This window comes from Bacillus sp. CH30_1T, assembly GCF_008364765.1.
Taxonomy (GTDB): domain Bacteria; phylum Bacillota; class Bacilli; order Bacillales; family Bacillaceae_B; genus Rossellomorea.
In genome coordinates this window covers 257,812-282,838 of sequence record NZ_VTUY01000008.1, presented here as the reverse complement: position 1 = coordinate 282,838, position 25,027 = coordinate 257,812, and the positions used below count along the sequence as shown (strand labels likewise).

Here is a 25,027-nt window from a genome sequence, read left to right as displayed (position 1 = left end):
TCGAATTACAAAACGTGGTTCAAGTAGATTAAGGCATGCCTTATATATGGCTGTTCGTTCTGGTATTCGTGACTGTCGCAAACAAAAAACAACAGATGAAATCATCCCTAGAAACAAGAGATTGAGAGCGTTTTACGATAAGAAGCGTGAGGAAGGCAAACTTTATAAAGTCGCCGTCATTGCTTGCGTAAATAAGCTCTTACATTGGATCTATGCCATATTAAAAAACAGAACCACTTTCCAAGATATAGCCTAATTAAGATTTCCAGCTAAATAAGAAAAAACCTTCCAAACTTATGACAGTGGAAGGTTATTTGGCATGCGTATATTCAGTATAACACGAGTTAATTTAAGTTTTTATTGAAAGATGTTGACAAACTATTAGCTGGTTTAATGGAAGAAGGGGATTGTTGGACATTCTTAGCTTGCAGTCAGCTAGAATGTCCTCTGTTTTGTCGTTAATGGGAATTTTATGGGTAACAGAATACTAATTAAAAACGCCAATACCCTTTCTATAACAAGGATTCCTGGCGTTCTTCATTTAATTAGTTAGTTGCGTTTATTACTATTTCACGCAAACATATCATTCTCCGAAAATCCTACTATTTATCTTTCGATTATCCTCTTCTGTCTTATTTTTACTTTTCCCTATTCCAAATTTAAATATGTACAATTGTTGTTAGTCTTTTGCAGCAGAATATTAAGTAAAGGAGTTAGATGAGCAATCTTGTTTACGAATCAGTTATTTCTGATGATGGAGAGCTGCAAGACCACATCAACATGTTTCTTCATAACAGGAATGCTGCCCAATAATTGAAGCGGGTCAATAGCCGGATCAATTAGCAGATCTTCAGTTATTGCACCCGTTGAATTAAAAATTTCATTGCTAATAATGAATATATTAAGAAGTGCTTTTGAGTACGGGTTCTTCTGCAAAATACTCGGATTTACTTGGCAGAAGAACCAACCTTATTTGCCAAATACTTATTACAAGCATTAATGTAGAGGCAGCTATAATACTGTACCTAACTGGAATAATATCACCTGTAAAACCAATCAATAATATGAAGATTACCTGAAGAAAACTTTGAAAAATACCATATATGCTAGAAATCCTTCCCATCATTTTAATTGGAACATTATTCTGGTAAAAAGTCATAAACCCGATGCCAGAGAATGAGTTGAAAAAACCTAAAACCATAAAGCCTATGGCTACTGACCAAAATGAAAATGAAAAAGCATAGACCAGGTAGCCCACTGAAACCATAAAATAACCAGAAGATATTAGGGCTCTTATTGACAACTTTTTAGCTATCATCGAAACAATAGTTGCTCCTAAGATAGAACCCACCCCTGTTAAACTTATAAGAAGTCCATATTCTGTCTCAGATAAATTTAATACCTTTTGAGTAAATACGACCTCTTGAGCATCCATTCCAAGTGCAACTATCATAAAAAATTGAGCTAAGAAGTACACTTTTACTATGAAAAGATTACTTTGACTAAATTTAAATACTTCTTTCCAATCACTTTTCAATATTTCCAAACTAATCTTGCGTACTGTTACATCCACTTCAGTATTCACATTTGGTAATAAATACACCATTATAGCTGAAACAATAAAAGAAAAGGCATTAATCCATATTGATATATTTACAGTGGTAATGAGTAGGAGTGCCCCAGAAATAGCTGGACCGATTAAAAAGGCACTAGAAGTAATTAAACTCCTGAAAGAGTTAAACTGTTTTCGTCCTTTCTCTGGAACAACATTCGTAATATAAGTAAGTGCTGCTGGTTCAAAGAAAGCTTTTGAAACAGATAAAAAGAATAGACATACATATATAAGCCAAATAGAGCCGAAGAAAGGAATGGTTGCTACTAAGATTGCACGAATGATGTCTGTTCCAATCATTATTCGTCGAATATTCAAACGGTCAATAATACTCCCAGACCAAAATTTCGTTAACATCGAAGCGATAGGTCCTATGATCCATAACCCAGCTACTGCGGCAGCAGAGCCCGTTAGTTTTAATACTAAAACATTGATAGCAACAAGATAAATAAAATCACCTAAGGTTGATATGCCTAATCCAAATAGTAATAAATATGAATTCTTTTTTTGTGAGAAGCCTGGTTGATTAATATTAACACCCCATCAAATGAATTCTAATATATACTTTTTCTATAAAAATTGGGAATTACCTGTAAATATTAATACTTGTCACAAACCATTCATAACTAAAAAAGAACCCTAAGCTAAAGGGTTTCCTTGTTCAATTGACCTGCCATGTTGAATAAATGATAGGGAATATATTTTCCCATCTAAATTTACTATACCTAGAAATGAAGGTGGAAAAATATCTATGAGTAATTCATTGTGAATTGTTGTTATATAAAGAGAAAAAACAAATCATTAAAATTGTAGACTTCCTAAAGCTGGATCATATCTGCAATTTGGTAACCAAGGTTTGTAATCTCAAATATTTCACCCTTATGTCCTCTTTCAGTAATTAGTTCCTCGGTGGCTAATTCTTCTAATGCTTCTTCCCATTTTGCAACCTCTCGTCTATCCTGAGAAGATATCAAATTCTTGCCGTTTGTTTGTAGATCTGTACCTCCCATATGCCTTATAAATAGTATATTTCCATGTTCGTCTAGACTTGTTTCTTTGAGAAGTACCCTGGCAGTATCAGATAAAGTTGGTATCGACGTTTTTGATTCTAATACTTCGCTTTCAAATGTATTAGCATCTTGGAATAAAGGATGTTCATTCAGTTTTAATTGTAAATGGTGATAAAACTTTTGCTTGAAGTCTGAGTGACTATCATATTCCTCATATAAACCTCTACTTTGACAAGACTCCTTAAATTGTTTTAATTTTGCAATCTGATCTAAGTCAACTGTATCTATCGCAACCGGTTGACTTGAAAAATACAACATAGCTGGCTTTTCAAATTCTAAATGTTTTTCAATCTCTTCAACTGTACCACTTGAGTATTTATTTGTCGGTGTTCCTAAGCGGGTCCAAAACACACCAATTAATAAATCGCATTTGTTTGCAACTTGATAATTAATAATTTCTTGTGGACTCGTTCCCATTTCTGGAGAAGAATGTGTTTCCCAGCCAACAGGAAGTAAAACAATATTACGCGAATAGGAGTGAATTGCATTCCATTCATAAATTACATCCCGTACAATTGATCGTTCAGATGCTACATCACCTGGAGAGGCTATCATCACATTGAAAACTTTAGCATTATAACTCACCTATCTGTCCCCTTCCTTGCACTTATACTCAAAATTTTTCTAATATACACATTTTAGCATATACTTCCATATTTGTTTCTCCTTATTATTTCTTGATATGGATGCCAATGTTCCATTAAATGGCCCAATAATTGAAGAAGGGCAATACCGGATCAATAAGCTGATCTTCAGTTTTTTCCAGGTTAACTTAATAACTTCTGAACATTATTCGAAATATAATTCTTTAACATTAGTAGTTCTTCACTCTCAAATTTATAAGCATCACTTTGACTTGTATAACAAACGATCACTTTATTAACAGTGATAGTCAACTCTTTTGGTAATGTTAATAAACCCCAGATACCTGCTTCTTGCTTTGAAGAAATTACTCCTTCTTTTAGATACCAAAACACTCTAATCAAATTTAGTGTACAATAAACTGGGTCCTCTTCAATGCGATCTAAACAATCCTTAAAGTCACCGACTATTGACGATATATAATCTGACCTTGGAACTAAAGGGAAAACCTCAGCAATAGGTTTGCCACCCACACAAATCCCCCTATTTTTTAATATAGTTATATGTGCTGCTAAATCCGGATCAGCGTTAACATTTCCATTTAAGAATTCGTATGTACCCCTAAAAAAATCATTTTCATACCGTTCTCTCCAGTACTCACTATAATGGAAATCAAATGGACAAGGGTGTTGCCAGTCTTTTAATTGTTCCTTATTCATAAAACTAATTTCGACTGGGTATGGGGAATTGGAACAATTCAAAAAGAACTTTGCTAATTTCCTTTTAGTTTCAACTGCAATAGACTTATTGGTGGCGGCCAATAAATCAATATCGCTAATGTTCGGGTTAAATCCCCCCATTGCTATAGAACCGTGAATATAGAATCCAACCAGGTCATCATTTAAAATTTTTGTAATTTCTTTTTGAATACTTAAAATAAAATTTATAACTTCAGTTGGGCACGTTTGCCAATTAAAGCTCATTTAATATTCTCCTTTTTCTTTCTACCGTTAACCTTACCCATTATTTGAAGGTGGTCAATAGCCAGTTATCAATCAGCTGGTCTTCAGTTATTGCCCCTTATATGGAATAAGAGTTACATAATTTCTTATTAATTGAAAATTGGTTTTAAATAGTCTGCTTGACCTCTTATTAGTTCAACTTCTTCATCAGATGATATCCAAAAAAATTGAAAGTTAAGTCCTTTTTCTTCTCCTCCACCTGTTGGATTGTGTTCCCATTCATCAGCAAATTCATTACAAATTATCTTATAAAAATACCTATTATGTATTGCACCATCATCATTTTCCCAATAGTCTTCTGATATCAAATTATTCACTTCAAAGCTTTGGATTCCAGTTTCCTCTTTAATTTCTCTAATTACTGCGTTATACGTGTCTTCATCCTCTTTAACTGTACCTTTAGGAATTTGGATACCTGCCTCAGAGATATCTTTGTGCCGAAATACCAATACTTGTGTTTTTTCATCTCTTACTCTTGTGACATATCCATAAGCTTTTTTTTATTGGTTTCATAAATACACTCTCCAATGTTAATTTCCTTCTCCATTTTAATAAATAGATATAAATTACTTAACACGTTAACCTCCCTCTATAAAGAAAGAGATAACTCTTGATTTCTCGCTTATTCTCAGTATTTCTATGAGATTAAAATATCTAAGACATTTGAAGTATGGATGGATGTTGAAAGTAAGGGTAATTTTGGGCATAAAGAGAAAAAGAAAGCTAGCCTACCTAGCCACCTCAATCAAAGTGGTTAGCTAGCAAAAGTATGGTACCACTGGTGGATCTCCACATTTCTCATGGAGGTCAACCTTCCTAATTCTCACAGAGTCTATGCTCCAAAATTCCTTCGTCCAGCCTTTCCATGAGGTGGATGTCAGTCATGCTGCCGGCAAACTAATCTTACATTAGCGCCCCGGATAATGGCGGATTAACACATTTGTTTAAACCATCCAGTTTCTTTTGGGAAGTCTTTTCTTGTTAGTTTTATCCCACCAATAAATTGCCTGTATGATGTGATAGTTCCATCGTTTGATACCACATATATCCGTTCAATACTTTGGCTTCTGCACCATTCAAGAAAACTTTCTGCAAATACATAAACTCTTGTTCAGGTATAGTATTTATTCCAGAGGACCAAAGCTCTTCTGGCAATCCTTCATCAATAGTGAATGTCGGATAATCTTCTTTAATCACTTTCTTGTTTAAAATCCTATCACAAGTAAGTGTTTTCCATTCTAGATTCTGTGGAAACATTCTAGGTGAAACTAGAGGGCTGACTATTTTTTTGCACTTTATGTCTTTGCTTCAAATACAAGCAGTCTGTAAAGTCCTTTAAATAGGACTTATAACCACTATATAACTTTCAGATAATGGAAATTGAGTTCGTAGTGATTTTGCTTGATAAACACCATCATTAGTCAAGGCAGGGTCTGTAAGTTGTAAATTTGCTGGTACATCTAAGGTGTGTTCGCCTTGCCCGTGTCTAATGAATATTAGCTCCACAGCGTCTCCCCCCTTTACTTCTTACTCCAGAATAACTGTCCAACTCTTGAATAAAGAAAAAGCTGAAGAATGTTGATCTTCAGCTCTCGCGCCCGTTTATTGAAGATATCACTTTTTCATCTTGACAGGAAAAGCCCACTAAATTGGTCTACTTCATTTATTAATAAGTGCCAAAGCCTACTCTTCCCTTAACTTCACCTGACTCTCTACTGATGATGTCCCCGAGATATGTTCCTCCCACCATATTATAAAACATCACACTTCCTGGGCCATCAATATTTTTAAACGACGTGCAATTTCCTGTTGCGGCACTACATAAACGTACGGAAACTTTGCCCACGTAGTTATGTTGGTAGTTTTGTATTTCAAATCGTACGTTTCCTCCACTGCGAACCCATACTTTTCCATCCCACTTTCCGTCCCCCGTGGCAAATTTATAATATCCGTAAAAATCTGCAGATGCTTCATTTTCAAATGCTGTAAACCCGAAAAGAAAAACGACGGAAAAGATCATAACAAACATGAATTTCTTCATCATTCGTTCCATCCCCTTTCATTATCTGAATATTAACATAATAAAAGGAATATGGTAAAGGGGGGAGTGAGTCGATTACAGGATCTATACATCATTGATATTTCAACATCTAAAAAAGCCAAAGGTCTAACAAAAAATGTAGTGTTTTGTTCAAAACCTCTTATACGATTAAATGACCCTATTCATGAAAATGTCCAATATATGTATTACATTTCGAAAAACTTATCTCTCTCCACTTTACAAACTCTAAGGGCAATTTTTTTATACCATTCAGTTTTGCCTCTGCATTGGGCAACTTGATGTGCTGAATTTCTCTTCCATTTCTTTATCGCATCTAGAGATTCCCAGTATGACACTGTAATTCCCAACCACTCATCACGAGCACTTTCGACACCTAAGAAACCTTCCTGTTGAGCAGCTAACTCTGCCATTTTGTCTGCCATTTTCCCATTAACCTCCGTCACCTTCAGTTCGTTGTAAAGCAAATATCACTGCATAATACGGAGGTTTAGGTGTTTCAACTCCACTCATATTTTAGTTCCCCCAAAAATTTTTAATAGAGTATAATTCTAACTTCTTTATCCTTCTCAACAGTTCCTGCTGATGTTCAACAATATGAACCTTTCCATGCAGAAAGACACAATTCCTTATTCCAGAATTGCGCCCTTTAGATTAAAATGCTCACTTACAGTATTTAATATTGTTTGTCAAAATACTTGGTCCTAATTTTTCACTTTTTGAATTAGAAAGCCTAATTTGAACTTCAACATTTTTCATTTTTGACGTGATTAAATCAAATCTTCCAGCCCAAGTTGGACTATACTCTTCGGGAGTAGGATACAGCCTAAAACGCCAACTTATTTCATCTGGAATAAACGCAAAACCTTCATAACTATCGAAATTGCCATAAGAAGATGGTTCTGGCAGATGGACAGCAAGAATACTTACATTCGTTCGAGCGAAACTAGGTGGATTAAGTTGTACTTTATATATCAGCGCTGATCCCTTAGCATTTTTTAGATTTTTATCGACTGGCTCTAAGACCATACTACAAGGCATATTAATTGCATTTGTCTGATCAGGGTACATAACAAAAATTGAGATAAGGAATATAACCAAAACAAATCGTCTCATGATTCACCTCATACAATAATTTTTAGTTAGTATCCCCAACAATTTGCCCGGTAATATTTATTATTTTGTTTAATTAACCTACTTCTTCATTTCATTTAAAAAGCCATTCTCCTTCTTGAAGAATAGCGCCCGAAAACGGAAGATCGTTCTATAATATCTGTGCCAGATAAACAGAAAAGCACCCAGCTCAATAAGAACCAATTAAGAATCACTTGGTTGCTTATTTCTTTTTTAATGATATTACTACTTTTTTATTCTTGGAAATCTTGACGATCTAACCTCATGAAAAAAACAGGTCCTGGTTCTTCTGGGATATCTGGGACCATTTTAATAATCTGAAACCCAACTTTTTCATAGGCTCGTATAGCTATACTATTGTTAACCTCTGGATTAATAATACATCTGTCTACACTTTCATTGGAAAAAACAAACTGACTTAGAAAACGCGACAGAATTTTAGTACCAAGTCCTTTATTTCTATACTCCTCTTCTCCTATAAATAAGTCTAAACTGGCTGAATTAGTAAGATCAACGTACTTTTCAAATTCTGGATAATCACTCCAATTGAATGTTTGTATATAACCAATAGGAGTATCATTATAAAGAATTAGATAAGGATCAGTTGGCTCAACCCTATTGATATAATCAGAAAACTCTTTGGTTAACTTTTCATAAGGTTCTTTTTTGTTGTAAGCCCAAAAACGGTTAACAAAACGGTCATTTCTAATCCAGTCATACATAAGTGGTAAATCTTGTAATATAAGCCTTCGAAACTTAATCATGTTTGGATCCAATTTCATATTTCCCCCTTTGAACAGATTAATGTGACGATTAGTAATAACTCTAATAACCTTTCAATATATGTCTATTTTATATAAAACCTTGTTAAACGTTCTTGCTTTTAGCCTAATAATATTATTTCAAATTTCAATTTTATTTCAGGTTCTTATTCCATAATCTGGCCCGCTTATGGAATAAAGACCTTCTCTAAACAGTAATATGGTTTCACCTCAAAAACTAATTCTTTAAACTTTGAAAAACCTAATTTAGACCAATGCCTTATACCTTTTTCCTTCTATTTATGAACTGACTTACCTTCTCATTTAATTGAATGTTCTAAATAACCATACAGAATATTTACCACTCTCAGAAAAAAGTTTCAAAAACAGGTTGGGAAAACTCAGGGCTTTCCTCCTATTTAAAATTGAGTTTAAGCACTCCATTGGAGGAAAATTTTCCTCATTCGTCTTTAATTTACGAATTCTTTTCTATAATTTACATTTACCTTTCTGTTACCCAGAATATTCACCCTATTCTGTAAATAATGAAATTTTGTTACAATTTTATTTGGTAAGAATTTCTACATAGTTTTTCAACTATATGACTCTTGTCAATTGAACTCTGACTAAGGAGGGGAGTTTTCTACAGGGAGATATAGAAGTATTTCTGGCGGTTGGTAGACAAAATGGGAGAGGATGTTGTAAATGAAAGTAGGAAAGATTCTAGGAACTGTAGTGATGAGTGCTCTTTTGGTCAGCCCGACTTACAACAGTACGGTTGATGCCACTGAAAAAGCAGAAAAAGTCCGTGTTCTAATTTCATCCACCAATGACAAAGCAGCAAACAGCGCTAAGCAAAATTACGGTGTTCGCTGGAACTTTGACGAGAACGGCTTTTCTACCGAAGTAACGAAAGGGCAATACAAAGCTCTGCAAAAGAATAAAAACGTCTCTGTCAAACTTGTTGATGAAGTATCTTTGAATGCTAAACCTGGTTCAAATGCAACAGCTACACCAAGTGATCAGACACCATGGGGAATTGAAGCTATGTATGAAGACGCCAATGTAAACGTCACAACTGGTGGAAGCGGAGTGAGAGTGGCAGTCCTTGATACCGGAGCCAATACCAATCACTCTGATCTTGCTAATAACGTTGAGCAATGTAATGATTTCTCCCAGCGGAAAGCAAGCCTCGTTACAAACTTCTGTGAAGATAAGAACGGCCATGGCACACATGTAGCAGGAACAGTCCTTGCTGATGGTGGTGCGGGAGATGGAATCTATGGTGTAGCACCGGATGCCAAACTATGGGCCTACAAAGTATTGAATGACCGTGGATCCGGCTACTCTGATGACATTGCAGCCGCTATCCGTTACGCTGCTGATGAAGCTGATCGCTTAAATGTCAATACGGTCATTTCCATGTCACTAGGATCCAGTTCAGAAAGCTCCCTGATTACAGACGCTGTAAACTATGCCTATAATAAAGGTGTACTTGTCGTGGCAGCAGCAGGTAATTCCGGCCCAAGTGCGAATACGATAGGATATCCTGGAGCAGTGGAAAATGCGGTTGCAGTGGCAGCACTTGAAGATGTACAGGAAAATGGAACATACCGCGTAGCTGACTTTTCTTCCCGCGGAAACCCCGACACTGATGGCGACTATGTAATCGGTGTGCGTGATGTTGAAGTGTCTGCACCAGGACGTGCAATTGAATCAACCTGGTACGATGGTACGTACCACACCATCAGTGGTACATCGATGGCAACTCCGCACGTATCTGGACTGGCTGCAAAAATTTGGGCGGATAACCCTGCTCTGTCTGCAGCCCAACTTCGTACAGAAATTCAAAACCGTGCTACAAATAATGATATCCTTGGCGGCTCTGGTGCAGCAGCGGGAGATGACTATGCTTCCGGTTTCGGATTCCCGACTGTAAACCCTTAAAGGCCCCTATCTAGTATACGTATCAAGACCTAAATAAAAAGGATAAATGGATATAAGGCCATAACACATTTCAAATATGTTATGGCCTTTTTTCTTGTTGTCTTGTACCGAAAATACGGATTTACGAGGAAGATGATTTATACAAGGATATTAAACTGTATTTTTCATTCGTAAACACCCTTTTATTATGGGTAAATATTCTATTATTGCCCCCGACAATGTAACAAGATAAAACTTATTTCTCTTTCTTCCTTATTAACATAAGTATCTGGAAACGAGCTGGTTATTCTTCTTCTTCAAAATAGTTATTTTCCTGTTTAATTTGATCTATTCTTTTTTTTCCCCATTCATACATCATCTCAACGATTGGTAATAACGTCATCCCTAGTTCAGTCATGGAATATTCGACTTTCGGAGGAACTTCTGGAAACACTTCTCTATGAACAATTCCATCTTCTGTCAGTTCACGTAATTGGTTTGTTAATATCTTATGAGATATTTTTGGAAAAAGTCTTTGAAGTTCGCTGAAGCGATGTGGACCTTCTATACCTAGGTGCCACAAAATAACAACTTTCCATTTCCCACTAATAATTGATAAGGTAAGTTCTTTTTCACAATGATAATCATTATTTAATATTCTCTCTCTAATCTCTTCTCTTAATATATCTGACATGGGGTCAGCTCCTTTTCTTATTTAGGTAACCTTTTGGTAACCTCCGCACAAAAAAGTGCATTCTTCACAATGTAGAAAACCATCGGTAGAATGAAGATAGTTCTTAACTACAAATCTTTTTCTATTTTAGGAGGCAAAACATTAATGAGTAAAAAAGCTTTATTAATTATACCACCAGAACGATTTAACGAAGATGAATTATTTCAACCTAAAGAAGCATTAGAAAATGCGGGGATCGAAGTAACCATTGCAAGCACCAAAACAGGCGAAATTACAGGTGACTATCAAGGTAAGACAAGCGCTGAAGTAATCTTCTCTGAGGTAACAACCACTGATTATGCTGCTATTGCTGTCATTGGAGGATCTGGTACGATCGATCATTTATGGGGAAATCGAGAATTACTAAGCTACTTGAAACAAGCTCATGAACAAAATGTTCTTGTAACAGGAATTTGTGCCGGAGCTGTAACTGTAGTTAAAACAGGTTTACTTACGGGCCGAAAAGCTACATGCTACCCCCTTGACGTACAAAAGAACGAATTAAAAGCTCATAACGTAGAATACGTTGAACAACATGTCGTATCGCATGATGATATTATTACAGGCGATGGACCAGATGGTGCGAAAGAATTTGGAAAGAGCCTGGTTGTAGCAATAAGTTAGTTCTTAAATTTAAATGTAAAAAAACTTGTTTAAATATGAAGCCCTTCGGAACTGATTCCGGATGGCTTCTATTCAAAATCTGATATATCAACGATTTTCTTTTAGAGTACCATGGTTGCTTTATAAAAGAAGTGGTATAGAACCTCTTACTCAATTAAATGTCCCGTTAACGGAACAAAGAAAAAGCTGGAGATCAGCTGCCCTTCAGCTTTAGCCCCGATTAGCGCACGATTGCGGAAGACAAAAAAACCTTATCTAATGAATTGTTATTTCACAAATCTAATATGTTTCTTTAGTTCATTCAGAAATCACTTTAAACATTCCTGTCATATTAGGTGAGTAATTTTTGAAATCATATTTTTCGTAAAACTCACCGTTTCCTTTTGAAGCAAACAAACCTACAAATGCCTTATCTGGTGCATTTTCATCAAGATATCTCATTTAAGCCTTCATAATTTCTTTACCAATACCTTTTCCTTGATAATCGGGGTGAACTACTATGTCTTGAATATAGAAATAAATAGCACCGTCCCCTACAATTCTTCCCATTCCTATGATGCTATGATTATCTTTAACAATAACAGAAAATACAGAATTCCATATTGAAGTTACTGCAGCATCAAACGTTACTCCATAAAACTGCTCCTTTAACTTAATACCAATTATTTCAAATTAAAGCAGCTTACTCAAGAAAAACTTTAAATACAAAAGAAGCACAGCCTGCTCAGGACAAGCCGCGGTCCTTTGAAAAAGAAAAGTAATTGCACTTTATTCTTGGTACTGCTTAGCAAATAAATCTGTTATTTTCTCATCTTACTTATTCAACAATTGCGCTTGGTTTGCTGAATAGTGGAAAATAAGATAGAGCTTAAAAGAACTTGACCATTCAGTATATAGATCCTTATGTAATGCTGTCGTTTTTAATATAATTTGGCGTAGTTAGCAAGTGTTATGTCGCCATTCGCTAGTTACAAAGCACCGTTGGAGAGTTACTATTAAACTGTACTATTATCAAAGAAGGACACGCTTAAACTACTAATGAAAATAGATAAAGGAGGCCCATATGTATGACGTTCTATACCTCTGATCGTATAAAAATCCCTGCAGGATTTTGGACAGGATTACGTCAATTGGGAATAGTCGCCAACGAGGTAGTTCGAAAAGCACAATTGCCAATCTCCATTGTTTCTGATCCATTTGTCACCACAGCCCAATATTTTGCGATCTGGCAGGCTTTTTCCGAACTCATTGATGACACCTCCAAAGGAATCATCAAGCTCGCGACATCCTTTGAAACAGATCATTTCCCTCCGACTGTCTTAGCAACTTACCACGCTCGTGACTACCGTGATGCTTTAAAGCGAATGGCCAAGTACAAACAACTTTGCCCACCTGAAAGCTTACATATCACCGAGGAAGGTGAACACTGTACAATTGAAATAAAAACATTTCATAGTGAACAACCCGGTCTGTCCATATTATTTGGCATTACTTTGGCATTTCTTCTCGAACTGGGGCGCCGGGGCACAGGTCAACCTTTGACAGCAAAGTTAGTAGAATTTTCTACCCATTCAATTGGCGACATGCAGATACTTGAAGATTACTTCGGCTGCCAAATTCAGATCGGTACAAATTGTAACAGGTTGACTATACATCGAGCAGATCTGGATCGTCCCTTTGTCTCGTATAATGGAGAATTGCTAGAGATACTGACTCCGGTACTGGAACAGTCGTTGAATGAGCAGCCACGCAGCCCTTCAATTAGCGAGACGGTCAAGTGGATCATGAAACGTAGCTTATCAGGAGGTCGCCCTGACATTCAGACTATTGCGAGCGAGTTAGGGATAAGTGATCGAACCTTGCAACGGCGGCTTACTGAAGAAGGCACAAGCTTCAAGCATTTGTTAGTAAAAGTTCGACATGAGGAGGCAAGAGAATACCTGGCAGACCCGTCGTTGGATATTAAAGAGGTTGCCTTTTTGATTGGATATGAAGACCAAAACTCATTCTACCGCGCCTTTCACATATGGGAAGGTGCTACCCCTTTACAATGGCGTACTGAACATCTCGGTGCAAACTTGATAAATTGACTAGTTTACTTTTCGACACTGTATTATCAGCAGGATAACTTAATAAGAACTACAAAAGAAAAGGAATATCTTTCAATCTAAAAGGAGCAATGTATTATGGATATGGACTTAAAAAATAAAACAGCTTTAGTCACTGGTTCAACAAGAGGGATCGGTAAAGCAATTGCCATTGAACTTGCAAAAGAAGGTGTTAATGTACTAATTAATGGACGAAATTACGAAGAGGTAGAACGAACTGTAAATGAAATTAAGCTAGAGTTCCCTGATATCTTCCCTCAAAATGCTACTGCCGATATTGTAGATAATCAACAAAGGGAAGCATTATTTAAAAAACATCCCCAAATTGATATTTTAGTTAACAATATGGGGATTTATGAAATTATGAAGTATGAGGACGTTGACGATGAAGTATGGGAAAAGTATATCCGTACTAATGTTCTTGCAGCAAATGGACTATCCAAATTTTACTTACCTAAAATGATAAAAAATAATTTTGGCCGAATTATCTTTATTGCGAGTGAAGAAGCAGTTATGCCATCGGGACAAATGCCTCAATATTGTATAACAAAATCAATGCTATTATCATTGTCAAAAAGCCTATCTAAATTAACAATAGGTAAAGAAGTTACAATCAATACCATCTTGCCAGGACCAACGCTTTCTGAAAATGTGCATCATATAATCGAGGGGATGTATCCAAATGAAGATATGACTTTTTCAGCAAAAGAGAAAGAATTTATGACTAAAAATCTACCTCAGTCTGAGATTCAACGATTTATCAAGCCAGCTGAAATAGGTAGATTAACTACCTTTATATGTAGCCCTTATGCTTCCGCTTTTAAAGGTTCTCCGATTCGTATGGATGGAGGCATGGTACCGACTATTTTCTAGCATTTTTTCCCTTACTCACCTCTCAAGGTGAGTAAGAATTCTTTCAAAAAACAAATCCTCGTTAAACAATCAACAATCTGGTCTGATTGTTGAAAACTTATTTCCGAGATAAATAAAATCTCTATTAAGGTGCATTATTTGTTGTTACATAGTAAGATTCTACTCTGTAATAAAGAGTTGTTACATTAAATGGCCCGTTTGTTGAATAAAATGAGTGCTTAGCTTTTGAACAGCTAATGTCATTATTTTGTCGTTAATTGAAATTTCCAGGTGCCATTTGTAAGAACAAAAAAAGCCAAGGATTCATTTATAACATGGATCCTTGGAGCTTTTCATTAATTTAGTTACGTATTAGAACCTTAATAATTCATTGCTGCCAGCTACAAGAATATTAAGTATAGGCGTACACGAGTAAGACCGTCACCTGAGTAATAAGCAAACAATTTCCTCATCCACCAATTCTTTGATGACACTGCTAATATGATGCTTTGGAATAAATTAAGTCATCTGGAAGTCCCCCTTAAAGGCGAACGAGGTTTGTACCGCCATCCAGGATTATGAAGATTGGAAACCGAAAACGATCCGCACGCTGCTTGACCAGCTAACCCATAAACAAGTCATCGCTGCCAACAAAGATAAGTGTATTTACACGTTCACACCACTCTACTCTGAGCACGAGTGCCAATGCGCTGAAACCAGATCCTTAATCGACCGTATATACTGAGGTATCACTAAATCCCTTCTCGTCCAATTTATCGAAGACGAAACCCTGACCAAAGAAGAACTCACAGAACTCACAGAACTCAAAAAAATGCTCGACAAAAAAATCGATTAGAAGCAAGGTGCCGGTTCTTGTGCTTCCATGGGGAGCATAGGAACTGGCCCCTTTTCCTCATAAAGGCGCCACCTTCAAGTAAAGTGTAGCTAGTTACAGAACTTATTTATTGCATAGGACTACACACCATTTGGGAATATAATCCATATACTACAACGTAAATATAATTATTTTTTATCTGCATTTCTACCCACCTTAGGTGAAAAATTGATAAAATAAAAAAACCTTTGGAGGAAATCAGCTAGGGCCTCCCAGAGCCGTAACTTATTGAAAGGAAGGATCTCCAAAGGTCTAGTATAATTATATTTTGTGTTTTCGAAAAAATACTACTTATGTCACTATCCCTTTATTTATTTTAGTTATATATTACTATATTACGGAATTGTTTTATGAAGGGGTATTTGAACTATACATTATCCCCTTATCGCGCCTTTTAACGGAATACCGGATTAGCTGCGGTTATTAACTTCCAAGGATTCTCTTGCCATCTGTTCATACTGTTCCAAGCCTGAGATGATTGCAAACTCAGCAATAGCAACAGGTTATGCCGCACTAAGCTCTATGATGTGCTTTTTCATGGCAGGCCAATAAAGCCCTCCTGCCTGGCGATAATATCTACTCAGTTTTTCTAAAGCTGCTTCCCCAAAAGCACTGACTGGAGAACAAAGTCATTTGATACATATGTTACTTTGGCTTAGGTCCAGTCAATAAAACCGGTTACGTTCGCCTCTTTGATTGATCTGATCTTCAGCTCTTGCCCTCGTTGAAGAGTGCCGAGGTTGAGTTATTCATATTCTTTATATTTTCCCCATTCTCATTAACCACAGAAAATTCTACCTTAATCTGATCTATTCCTATCAGGATATAGGAATTTTTTTCGTCCGTCTCCGTACTTTCTTCTTCAACAGTTATCGATATGCTGTTATTGGAAACATCTGCTTCTTTAAATTCCAGAGTCTGGTCACTTGTACCTATTGAAACAACCACCATTTCCTTACCTTCTGATATAATAAAGACTCTGAACCCTCGAAAATCTGTGTATTCATTTTGTAGTTCCTCTACATAGTTCTTTACACTTCCCACTTCATCTAATCTATCTTTCTCCAACACCCACGTATTACTACTACCGCTAGTTTAAGTGATAAAATTCACAACTTAACAAAATTAAATCACCCATCGTAGGGACAAATAAGACGCTTCTTATTCATAGAAAAGCGCCCGATTTTGGTAAATGTTAATAGATATTATTTTGTTTTTTTGACTTAATAATAATAAAAGATGGTCTACGCTTTTCATTTATTAATTCCGGCATTTTCTCTATTCCTGTCAAAGTTGATTCTGGTTCGATCATCTTATCCAGCGAAAACCCGTGTTCAATCAAAGTATTTACTAAGGTAGAAATGGTTCTATGATAAATAACCACACTATATTCACCAAACCAGTCGTGTTCTCTGAATCCTTCTTCTTGATAATTATCTAATGCCCAGTGTAATTTATGACCATCTTCAGTTTTTATCCAGTGATCGCTTCCCTTTCGAGCTGTTGCTATCGGATGTACCGTTGAAAAGATAAATTCCCCGCTGTTATTTAACAGACTATTAATTTTTTGAATCAATGCCGGGTAATCTTCAATGTAATGTATAGAGAGAGAACTTATGATTAGATCGAATTTTTGATTGGTTAGTCCCAAATCCTCCATAGGTAGACACATAAATTCTATGTTATCATCTTGGTATAACTTTTTAGCCCGTTCAATCATATTCTTTGAGATGTCTACACCTATTACGTTTTTCGCACCGTTTTCTTTACAATACTTTGAAAAATGACCATCACCGCAACCCAAGTCTAATACTGATTTTCCTTTCAAACACGGAATTAATGATTTGATTGCTGGCTGTTCTATGAAGTCATTAGCGGTGATTTCACTTTCACGTAAGGTTGTGTAGATTTTGAAAAAATTTGGATTGTCGTAAATATTTTGTTTCACTTATCTCCCTCCTTGGTTAATGATGCCATAGTTGTATTTTTCAACAATATGGCCCACTTGTGGAACAAGTTAAAAATTTTTCTTATTCAACTAACCTGCCCTTTCGTATTATAAGCTCAACCAGATTTATTGTTTTTCTGGTTGACCTATAGTTGAAAAAAAACTCCGAAGACCAGGTGCTCGATCTTCAGCAAACGCCACCGTTACTTGAATAAGAAGATTGCATTACCATTATTCCAGTAATGTATTTCTTAACTCAACAATTCCTAGTAGTAATCCACCTTTTATGTATCATTCTTTTTATCTTTTAAGTTCTTCCTTGTAACATTTATGTAAGCAAGGAAGAAAATAAGAATACCTATACCTATAATAATTCCTACTGTAAATAAAAATTCCAAGTTATTTCACCCCTTATAACGCCAAGTTAACCCATAAATTCTATATCAAAACTTTAATATCTTGTTTAATCTTATTTCGTTATCCTGCCCTTCAACTTAATACCAATTATTTCAAAAACATTTAATCTTACAATGATTTTATTCCGCAAAAAAAGCGCGATGTTAAATAATCGCGCCCTTTACTTGAATAACTCCTACACTTAGTTTGAGGGGCATAAGAAGTTCCCTTTTTATGTTTAGAAGTTAGCGATTTACAAGTTGTCAATGCTTGCCACCAACGTGTAGTACCCACCTTCTGCTCCTTCAATTAAATGTTTAATTTTGTTTAGGTGTTCCGAGAAGTCAGTTTTTTCTAACCAACTTTTATGAAATTCAATACTCTCAAAGGTAGTTATCATAATTGCTTTGTTACTATCTACAGAACGATGCCAACGACTACTAATCCAACCAGGAACACCATTATCCTTAAAGTTAAGTAATTCTTCAGCTTGGATATTGACCAATTCATCTAGTTTGCCTAGTTTCGCAGTAAATACATTAATCCACACTATTGAATTATTAGATTTCATTTAAATAACCTCCTTGAATTAAATTGTTTTTAAAAAGTCTCAATTTATTAATTTGATATCCTCAGTTTATTAATTAAATGTACTTGTTACTTCGGGCAAACGCTGTAACTTTTTTCATTCTAAAGAATGAAATATGCATTGTTCTACAATACATAAGCTTGATAATCATTATTCAATTATTGTGGCCCTTTAACTGAATAACCATCAAAAAAACATCGCCTCATTTCATTCTGAAAGGGGCGATATCTCCTACTGTTCCTCTGAACAGCATATTGCTAACTTCAATACATCATATAACCGGCTCATCATAGGGAGCTTTCGGCATCCGGTGGAAATCGTAGGCTGCCAACTCTTCCACTTTTGTGAAATATGCGTGTAAGCAATTAGCCATCATTAAAATCATGAGGGCATTTTTTTAGCTGACTGAGGATGGTCCCCATTTTACTTTTCGGATAGAGAGGAAACCGCTCATGCTTTACTGCCAAAGAAAAAAGGAGATGCAAATCCACTACAAACAGATTTACTCCCCTTATTCTCCTTACTCATTTTCAACTTAGCAAACTCCCTCTCATCCAAGCCCGATCCCGAAAAGGTCCGATCGGTATTTGAATCAAGGTTGTTTGGCCCTCTGAATCTAGTTCGTAAATTCCATCCGTCAACACCGTATCAAACCCAAGCAGCGGGTGTCCGCCAAACCCGTCGGCAGACGAAGCCAAAAGCAAGCGCTGTACAAGCATTCCGGCTTCCATTTGCATGATCCTGTAGCCTCTGTATCCCAAGGTGTCTTGATAGTAATCTTTGTTGCCAATAATATGAAGGCACAACGGTACTTGAAGCAAATTGACATTATCCAGGGACAGACCTGATTGAAGCTGAAGACGATAATCTCCTGTGCTGATTTCCCGTAATGAATGGCGGCAACTGTCATATGCGTATGCACCATTCGGTACGCCTTCCACATTATAGAAACAGCCAAAAATCGAAACACCGGATTCATTGGCGTAAGGAACTTCGTCGATGTCACTTCGAAAAGAGTAGGACTGAGTGGCTTTTTTCAATATAGTCGAAAGCCTCTGCTGACTGACCTTCCCCATGACAAAATCCATTTCGGGGGAATAACGGTTATTGCAAATCTCAACAAAATCATAGGTAAAGGGCTCCATCTCCGGCAAATGGATTTCGTTTCCTCCGGTTCTAAAAGCCGGTTGTTTTCCGAGTTTCTGAAAATCGCCTGTTGAATCAATTTTAGAAGCTTCATTCGCTGCCAGTAACATAGGAAACTCTCTAATTCTTTCAGACTTTTCGTAGAGTTCCACAGAAATAGCAGGTATCTCCCGGCATATTTCGTCAGCGGTGAAAGTCCGTTCCTTTCCCCTTCCGTTTCCAACCCAATTGGTTACAGCAACCGAAAGTGGGATGACGGTATAGACGCTTTCCTCTTCCTCGGTCAGTCCAAGTAAACGATTGATCACTGAGTCCAGAAATTGAACATACACCCCTGACTCGAATCCAAACCGTTTGGACGTCTCCAACAGCTGCCCCATCAGAACCCCGGCATCCAACCCCTGCAGCCGATAGGAAAAGTTATTGTATTTAAAGAAGTTTTTCCAAAATCTTGTGGAAACAAAGGCTGTGCCAAAACACTTTGAGATCTCGCAACGATTGCCGAGTGCCCGTTCTAAGTACGAATCGACATTTCCTTCCCGGAGTAAGACGAGGCGATGGTGGGCGACATCATAATGGTAGATTCCATCGGGCAAATCATCCAACTTTAAATAGATATATAGTTCATTCGGATAAAGCGCCCCTCCTGATGGAGCAAACCGCCGATAGGAGTGGATGGGGTAAGACTCCTGATACTGAGAGTCATCAGGATCCACTGACTGGCTTACCCCGGTGATGCCATAGACATACCAGAGAAAATGCCCGATTCTTTCTAAATTGGGTTCTGACGGCGGCTGGCTCTCGGTAAGTGACACCGGCACTTCTAGAGACAATGGCACAACCCGCAGCCCCCGGTAAAGCTTATAGGGAAGAGGGGCATCCTCCCAGTCCACTTCCCAGTTTGGCTGATTGGCCCGATTGATATTAAATTGCAGATTGTGTAAAAATTCTTCCAGACTCATCCTCCTTACCTCCTAGTACCTTAAGGAAACGGATGCGGTTTTTGATTGAGCTGCTCATATGTCAATGGACGGTCGGCATATCCCAGTTCCGCCGGGACGTTAAGGACTCTTTCCAATCCTGTCAGACGGGTGAGATGATGCCCGAATGTCATGGGAAGCATGCCGGGAATCAAGACTTTCACGCAGTATAGTCCGTTCTGTTCCAGTTCAGGGGCGGTTTGATCAACGACAATGACATCTAGGTTCCGGTTTCGGAAACTTTCAAGAATATCCTTCAGGTCATCCGTAAGATCACTGTGATCAGACCTCCAGTTGAATTCCTCCTGGAAACTTCGGAAAGGCCGGCTGTCATCCTGTAAAAACGTGAAACGTTCCTCGGCCTGGGGCAGTCCATACAGCATTCCGTGATCATCCATCTGCCCTACGAGAGAATCATCGTCAAGCATTTTTTCATAATTCTCCTTGTTCTTCTCCAATTTTTCATCCAGATTCAGCATCATCCCGGCGAGCTCCTGTATCGCGCTTTTTGCCGCTCTTACAGGATCCAGATGGGCACCTGCCGCGAGGATCAGATTCAATCCTTTATCCTTCCTGTTCTTGGCCATCGCAAAGACGCTTGGAATTCCGTGCTCCATGGTAGAGTTATATAAATATAGATCATACCCAGCGACCGCCCGCATCCGTTCTATCATTAACTGCAGCTCCTCGTCCTCTGATGTAAGAGGATCAAGACGCGGCAGGTTGAGCTCGGCATACCAGGTCAAAAGGAACGAATCCCGTTCGACTACCTCCATGATTCCGTAAAAAATCGCTTCCTCCCTGCTTCCTCCAAGTGCACAGCCATTGGACGTTTCATAAACAAAACCGGCTGAGCTGCAGCCCAGACTGTAATAGGCAAGGAGCTCAGGGACGAGAATCGGCCGCTCATCGATGAGTGAATAACCCCAAACCCAGTCCATTGCCCGGTCAGGGTCAAACTTTTCAAATGGAAAACCTGGCATGGCGTACTGCTCGTCAGTGTGCACGCCGACCTTTAGGGGATTAAGAGCATGTTCCGCCAACTGTCGGTAGCTATCATGGACGACTGTCCGTTTGCCGCGGGGCTCTAAACCGCAGTGGCGCTCCAATCCTTCAAGAATAGCTGTCAGCTCGCTATCTGAGTAGACTTGAGTCCGTCCAGCCGTCCCTTCATCTCCAGAGAACATCGGCATATTGACACTCGCATCTGCAAATGGCGTCACCAGGTCATACATTTTGCTGTTGAAGAGTCCGGTCCGATTATCCAGATAGTCTTTTATCAGGACGTTTTTCAGTTCATCCAGGGGAGTACAGCGGAAACTGCCGGCATGGATCTTCGGGCTGGGCTTGAGGGACACATGGGCTAACTCTGGCGAATCGTCCGGAACCCGGCTGCAATTCTGGCATAGTGAGTCGGGAACGAAGGAGTGCCAGGAGCTGTTCAATGTTTTTAAGTCGGTTAAACATACCCGTCCTTGGGAGTGTGGCTTTGCACCTTCAAGGACCCGGCCAACTTCTGCTGCGATGATGTGGGTCATGTGCACTAAACCGGTATTCGAAGCCCATGGGTCTTTCGTGATTCCACCGTCTTCAGCGAGTTTTTCCTGTACCTCCCGCATCTCATTCCGTTCCTTTCCTCCGAGGAGACGTCTCAAATCAGCACATTGTGAGCATCCTGGTGTGTTCGGACGAACCAATGGGCCGATGATTCCCTCCCCAAACGAAACGAAGCCTCTCAGCCATGGGATAGACGACTGCCTCATCACTTCTTCTGCCATTTGATGTACAGCCGGATTCCATGTATCATCCAAGGTCAGCACCAAATCTGTCTGCGCCGGGAACTTTTTTTCAACGTTTTTTTGCCGGAAAACGGGGTAGCGGACTGAAATTTGCGCACAAACAAGGTCCGCTAGCAGCCCATCCCCCACAATCACCACGAAAGAATTCATTAGGTTTCCTCCTCTCGTAGCACCACTCCAAACACGCCTGCAAGCTCCTGTTTAAAAACGGGCTCCATATTCAGTTCATACACGACTACCTGCTTATGATTCCTTTTCAAGGTTTCGATTGCTTCTTTCAGGGGCTGGGTCGTGTCTTCATTAGCTGGAATGGTGATTCTCTCTGCCTTTTCTTGCTCTAACGCAACGACAACAGGATTTGCGTTGAAAGCCTCCGTATCGTTCTGAGCTTGAAAGAGCGCATGCTGCAGAGAGTTCCTCAGTGCCATGGTGATCGTTAAATCGGTATTTCCATACCAGCCATTCCTTCCACGAACATAGACGACAGGAAATCCAGCCAAATCCTCCCCTATTCCAATTTCCGGAAATCCTTGCATGGTGGTCAGTGCCTGTAAATAAAATCGGCATGTTTCATCCTCAACCCTATCCAACTCAAGACGGTAAATCGTGCTACTTTGAACAGATTCTCTTTCCCTCAGTTCATCAGTCAAACAATCACGAAGACCGCGGCCGACGCATTCTGCAAACGTCGCTCCTGCGCAGGTGGCCATATATTCACCAGTCTCATGAGGAACGATCAAACTGGCCAACCTTGAAGCGTATCTCTCTATTCCTCTTATCCCGGCTTCCCGGCGTGCTTCTTCATGGGTCAAGCCGCTGCAGATCACCTCATCCATCAGTTCTGCAGTGCCCTCGGACAGGACATCGACCGGCTGGACACGGCATTGAGCCAAGGGCAGCTGCCTCGTATCGCCTTCCTCCCACACATGAAAAACCCCCGTCTCTTTTGACGTCAGCAGAGTAAAGAGATACAACACTTTTTCAGGGTCAGATCTTTCTGAAACCTGTTCTATCCGTGTTTCCACATTCTGAACCGCTTCAGCTGCTAAATGTCCAGTCTCCAATGGATGGGGTAAAAAGGAATGCCAGCTTCCTTCAAGCGTTTCTGTATCCAGCAGAAAGATTCGATTTCTCTGATTAGATTTTGACACTCCCGTTATCTCTTTGAATACTTCAAAGACGACCATGTTCGCAAGCATCGCTCCAGGAATCGCCGATTCGATCGAAACCTGATTTTCGTTTCGTAAGGCAGTAGTGTGGATGCGCCTCCATGCAGATTCCCATCCAGCCTCGGAATCAGGATGGATGATGGGTCCTGCGATTCCTTTCTGCCCGTGACAAATCGCCGGAATAAACAGCTTCTTATCTGTCTTGCAAATGGCATGGAGGAGATCCAATTCCTCAGTGTTTCCCTTTTGACTTACGTATAAAATGGAATCGAAAGGCTTCAGGGTCTCCCGCCATCCGTCTTCACTGAATCCGACTTCCAGGAGTTCTACTTCCGGATCTGTTTTACGTGCATGTTCCACAAGTTCCAACAGCCGGCCTCTATTCGTCGGTACCTCATCGGTCAAGAGCACCTGCAGCTTAGCCATTCCAGATTCAACCAACGATGAAACGAGTGAAGTCAGAAAATGTCCAGACCCCACTGCCAGGACATTGGCCCCGCGGTAGGTTTCAAACCTTGAAGCTCCCGAACCTGCCAAACTGTCGACAAATTCGATCTGTGATGCGAATTTTTTCAATGCATGTTGGGGAAGCTGGTGTGGCAGATCCCTGCTCACGTCCCGAACAAACCCGTTTTTATGCAAAACCTCTGCCATTTCCATGACCCTGTTTTTATAAGGGACTGGCAGTCCGTTCGTCAAATACTCAAGGGAGTACTCCCCATTGAACATCGGAAGCAGCTTCTCAACCCATTGATCAATTCCACTTCCCTCCATGCGGAAAGAGCATTGGTTATTCCTAAAGAAAACACCGCTGTTTGGTTCAGGGAGATAAAACGTATCCCTCTTTACTTTTAAACGCATAGAAGGGTCCAATTTTGCCATAGCGCTCCTCCTTACACCCGCTAATATGACTATCATTATCATCGTATGAGTCTCACTTTGTCCCTTATGTATAAAAAAAGACCCCTGCACTGACTCATACAGGGATCAAGTTGAAAACGATATTCTAAAACCTGATTAACGGCCGCAGCGTCCACACCGTCCGCACCCGCCACATCTTCCGCATCTGCCGCATCTTCCGCAACGGAAGCATCCACCACAACCAAAGCAACTAAAGAAGCATGCGAATCCAAAGCCGAAACAGCCTCCAAATCCAAGGAAAATTCGTTCGTCATTAGGATCATACATGTTTTGATCCCATGAAACAGGCTGTGTTGCCTGGAAATCACCTACATTCAGACTCTGAAGTTCATTGTGAAAATTATTCATCAATTTCATTACCTCCCAAAAAGTTTACCCAATGTCTCTCACAATTAAGGAACAAAAACAATTGAGCTTTCCAAGAAAAATTTCTGTAATTTAGGTAAATTCACTATAAATATGAACACTCCCAAACAATTTATGTCATCTTGCTGGGTATTGTGACTGATACAAAAGCCTATTTTATAGGGGGATGACGTAAAGAAAAAAGAACACAAAAATACTCCCGTCAATGGACCGGAGTTTGAACTTTTTTATAATATTGGCAGGATTTACGAACCACTCAGACCCCTATTAAATTTGAAAGGGGCGATTCTTATGTGCCTGTCAGAACATTAAATAGAGGAGCCGGCAGATACCAG

The 25,027-nt window shown here is 38.8% G+C and carries 19 protein-coding genes and 6 pseudogenes; 6 read left to right on the top strand and 19 right to left on the bottom strand.

Annotated elements, in window-relative coordinates; translation table 11 throughout:
- A pseudogene (locus tag F0342_RS18095) lies at positions 1-256 on the top strand (IS110 family transposase); the annotation flags it as partial.
- A gap of 645 nt (positions 257-901) precedes the next feature.
- Here the strand turns inward: F0342_RS18095 and F0342_RS18090 are convergent.
- The 9 genes and pseudogenes from F0342_RS18090 to F0342_RS18050 all read right to left on the bottom strand — a co-directional run bounded on the left by F0342_RS18090 (position 902) and on the right by F0342_RS18050 (position 8,255).
- Positions 902-2,143 carry an MFS transporter gene (locus F0342_RS18090; protein ID WP_149157233.1) on the bottom strand — a complete coding sequence of 414 codons (1,242 nt, stop codon included), beginning with the start codon at positions 2,141-2,143 and terminating at the stop codon, positions 902-904.
- 287 nt (positions 2,144-2,430) lie between these two features.
- Entirely contained in the window at positions 2,431-3,267 is an 837-nt protein-coding gene (locus tag F0342_RS18085; protein ID WP_149157232.1) for a DUF4062 domain-containing protein, read from the bottom strand.
- 182 nt (positions 3,268-3,449) lie between these two features.
- Positions 3,450-4,247: an aminoglycoside adenylyltransferase domain-containing protein gene (locus F0342_RS18080; protein WP_149157231.1), complete on the bottom strand. Its 798-nt coding sequence runs from the start codon at positions 4,245-4,247 to the stop codon at positions 3,450-3,452.
- A gap of 128 nt (positions 4,248-4,375) precedes the next feature.
- Positions 4,376-4,747 (bottom strand): annotated as a pseudogene (locus F0342_RS18075) (NUDIX hydrolase); the annotation flags it as partial.
- Between the two features lie 526 nt (positions 4,748-5,273).
- Complete coding sequence (locus F0342_RS25520) at positions 5,274-5,483, bottom strand: hypothetical protein (RefSeq protein WP_262481792.1); 210 nt, start codon at positions 5,481-5,483, stop codon at positions 5,274-5,276.
- 469 nt (positions 5,484-5,952) lie between these two features.
- The gene (locus tag F0342_RS18065; protein ID WP_149157229.1) at positions 5,953-6,330 is read right to left on the bottom strand and encodes a hypothetical protein; all 378 of its coding nucleotides are present in this window, start codon (positions 6,328-6,330) and stop codon (positions 5,953-5,955) included.
- 203 nt (positions 6,331-6,533) lie between these two features.
- Positions 6,534-6,858: pseudogene (locus F0342_RS18060) on the bottom strand (antibiotic biosynthesis monooxygenase family protein).
- Between the two features lie 150 nt (positions 6,859-7,008).
- Entirely contained in the window at positions 7,009-7,461 is a 453-nt protein-coding gene (locus F0342_RS18055; protein ID WP_149157228.1) for a YoqH family protein, read from the bottom strand.
- A 251-nt stretch (positions 7,462-7,712) separates the two neighbouring features.
- Positions 7,713-8,255: a GNAT family N-acetyltransferase gene (locus F0342_RS18050; RefSeq protein WP_188048596.1), complete on the bottom strand. Its 543-nt coding sequence runs from the start codon at positions 8,253-8,255 to the stop codon at positions 7,713-7,715.
- Between the two features lie 690 nt (positions 8,256-8,945).
- Between F0342_RS18050 and F0342_RS18045 the strand changes: the two genes are divergently transcribed.
- A complete protein-coding gene (locus F0342_RS18045; RefSeq protein ID WP_149157226.1) occupies positions 8,946-10,187 on the top strand; it encodes a S8 family peptidase in 1,242 nt (413 codons plus the stop codon).
- A gap of 283 nt (positions 10,188-10,470) precedes the next feature.
- On the opposite strand, the gene F0342_RS18040 is transcribed toward F0342_RS18045, so the two are convergent.
- Entirely contained in the window at positions 10,471-10,860 is a 390-nt protein-coding gene (locus tag F0342_RS18040) for a winged helix-turn-helix transcriptional regulator (protein ID WP_149157225.1), read from the bottom strand.
- Positions 10,861-11,004: 144 nt separating this feature from the next.
- Here F0342_RS18040 and F0342_RS18035 point away from each other — a divergent pair, with 144 nt between their 5' ends.
- Positions 11,005-11,523, top strand: a complete 519-nt coding sequence (locus F0342_RS18035; RefSeq protein WP_149157224.1) for a DJ-1/PfpI family protein — start codon at positions 11,005-11,007, stop codon at positions 11,521-11,523.
- A gap of 297 nt (positions 11,524-11,820) precedes the next feature.
- Here F0342_RS18035 and F0342_RS18030 read toward each other — a convergent pair.
- Positions 11,821-12,153 (bottom strand): annotated as a pseudogene (locus F0342_RS18030) (GNAT family N-acetyltransferase); the annotation flags it as partial.
- Between the two features lie 437 nt (positions 12,154-12,590).
- Here F0342_RS18030 and F0342_RS18025 point away from each other — a divergent pair.
- The 3 genes and pseudogenes from F0342_RS18025 to F0342_RS18015 all read left to right on the top strand — a co-directional run bounded on the left by F0342_RS18025 (position 12,591) and on the right by F0342_RS18015 (position 15,339).
- On the top strand, positions 12,591-13,613 hold the full coding sequence (locus tag F0342_RS18025) for an AraC family transcriptional regulator (RefSeq protein WP_149157223.1): 1,023 nt from the start codon (positions 12,591-12,593) through the stop codon (positions 13,611-13,613).
- 96 nt (positions 13,614-13,709) lie between these two features.
- Entirely contained in the window at positions 13,710-14,504 is a 795-nt protein-coding gene (locus tag F0342_RS18020; RefSeq protein WP_149157222.1) for an SDR family NAD(P)-dependent oxidoreductase, read from the top strand.
- 505 nt (positions 14,505-15,009) lie between these two features.
- Positions 15,010-15,339 (top strand): annotated as a pseudogene (locus tag F0342_RS18015) (BlaI/MecI/CopY family transcriptional regulator).
- A 449-nt stretch (positions 15,340-15,788) separates the two neighbouring features.
- Here the strand turns inward: F0342_RS18015 and F0342_RS25515 are convergent.
- From F0342_RS25515 to F0342_RS17975, 8 genes and pseudogenes are all read right to left on the bottom strand, one after another.
- Positions 15,789-16,072 (bottom strand): annotated as a pseudogene (locus F0342_RS25515) (macrolide 2'-phosphotransferase); the annotation flags it as partial.
- Positions 16,073-16,086: 14 nt separating this feature from the next.
- Positions 16,087-16,449, bottom strand: a complete 363-nt coding sequence (locus F0342_RS18005) for a hypothetical protein (RefSeq protein ID WP_149157221.1) — start codon at positions 16,447-16,449, stop codon at positions 16,087-16,089.
- A 124-nt stretch (positions 16,450-16,573) separates the two neighbouring features.
- Positions 16,574-17,326, bottom strand: coding sequence for a class I SAM-dependent methyltransferase (locus F0342_RS18000; protein ID WP_149157220.1), 753 nt, complete (start codon positions 17,324-17,326; stop codon positions 16,574-16,576).
- Between the two features lie 649 nt (positions 17,327-17,975).
- On the bottom strand, positions 17,976-18,293 hold the full coding sequence (locus F0342_RS17995) for an antibiotic biosynthesis monooxygenase family protein (protein WP_149157219.1): 318 nt from the start codon (positions 18,291-18,293) through the stop codon (positions 17,976-17,978).
- Positions 18,294-18,841: 548 nt separating this feature from the next.
- The gene (locus F0342_RS17990) at positions 18,842-20,419 is read right to left on the bottom strand and encodes a SagB family peptide dehydrogenase (protein WP_149157218.1); all 1,578 of its coding nucleotides are present in this window, start codon (positions 20,417-20,419) and stop codon (positions 18,842-18,844) included.
- A 20-nt stretch (positions 20,420-20,439) separates the two neighbouring features.
- Positions 20,440-22,386 carry a TOMM precursor leader peptide-binding protein gene (locus F0342_RS17985; protein WP_149157217.1) on the bottom strand — a complete coding sequence of 649 codons (1,947 nt, stop codon included), beginning with the start codon at positions 22,384-22,386 and terminating at the stop codon, positions 20,440-20,442.
- On the bottom strand, positions 22,386-24,287 hold the full coding sequence (locus tag F0342_RS17980; protein WP_149157216.1) for a putative thiazole-containing bacteriocin maturation protein: 1,902 nt from the start codon (positions 24,285-24,287) through the stop codon (positions 22,386-22,388). The genes F0342_RS17985 and F0342_RS17980 overlap by 1 nt, the downstream gene beginning before the upstream one ends.
- Positions 24,288-24,422: 135 nt before the next feature.
- Positions 24,423-24,674, bottom strand: a complete 252-nt coding sequence (locus F0342_RS17975; RefSeq protein ID WP_149157215.1) for a heterocycloanthracin/sonorensin family bacteriocin — start codon at positions 24,672-24,674, stop codon at positions 24,423-24,425.
- Between the last annotated feature and the right edge of the window lie 353 nt (positions 24,675-25,027).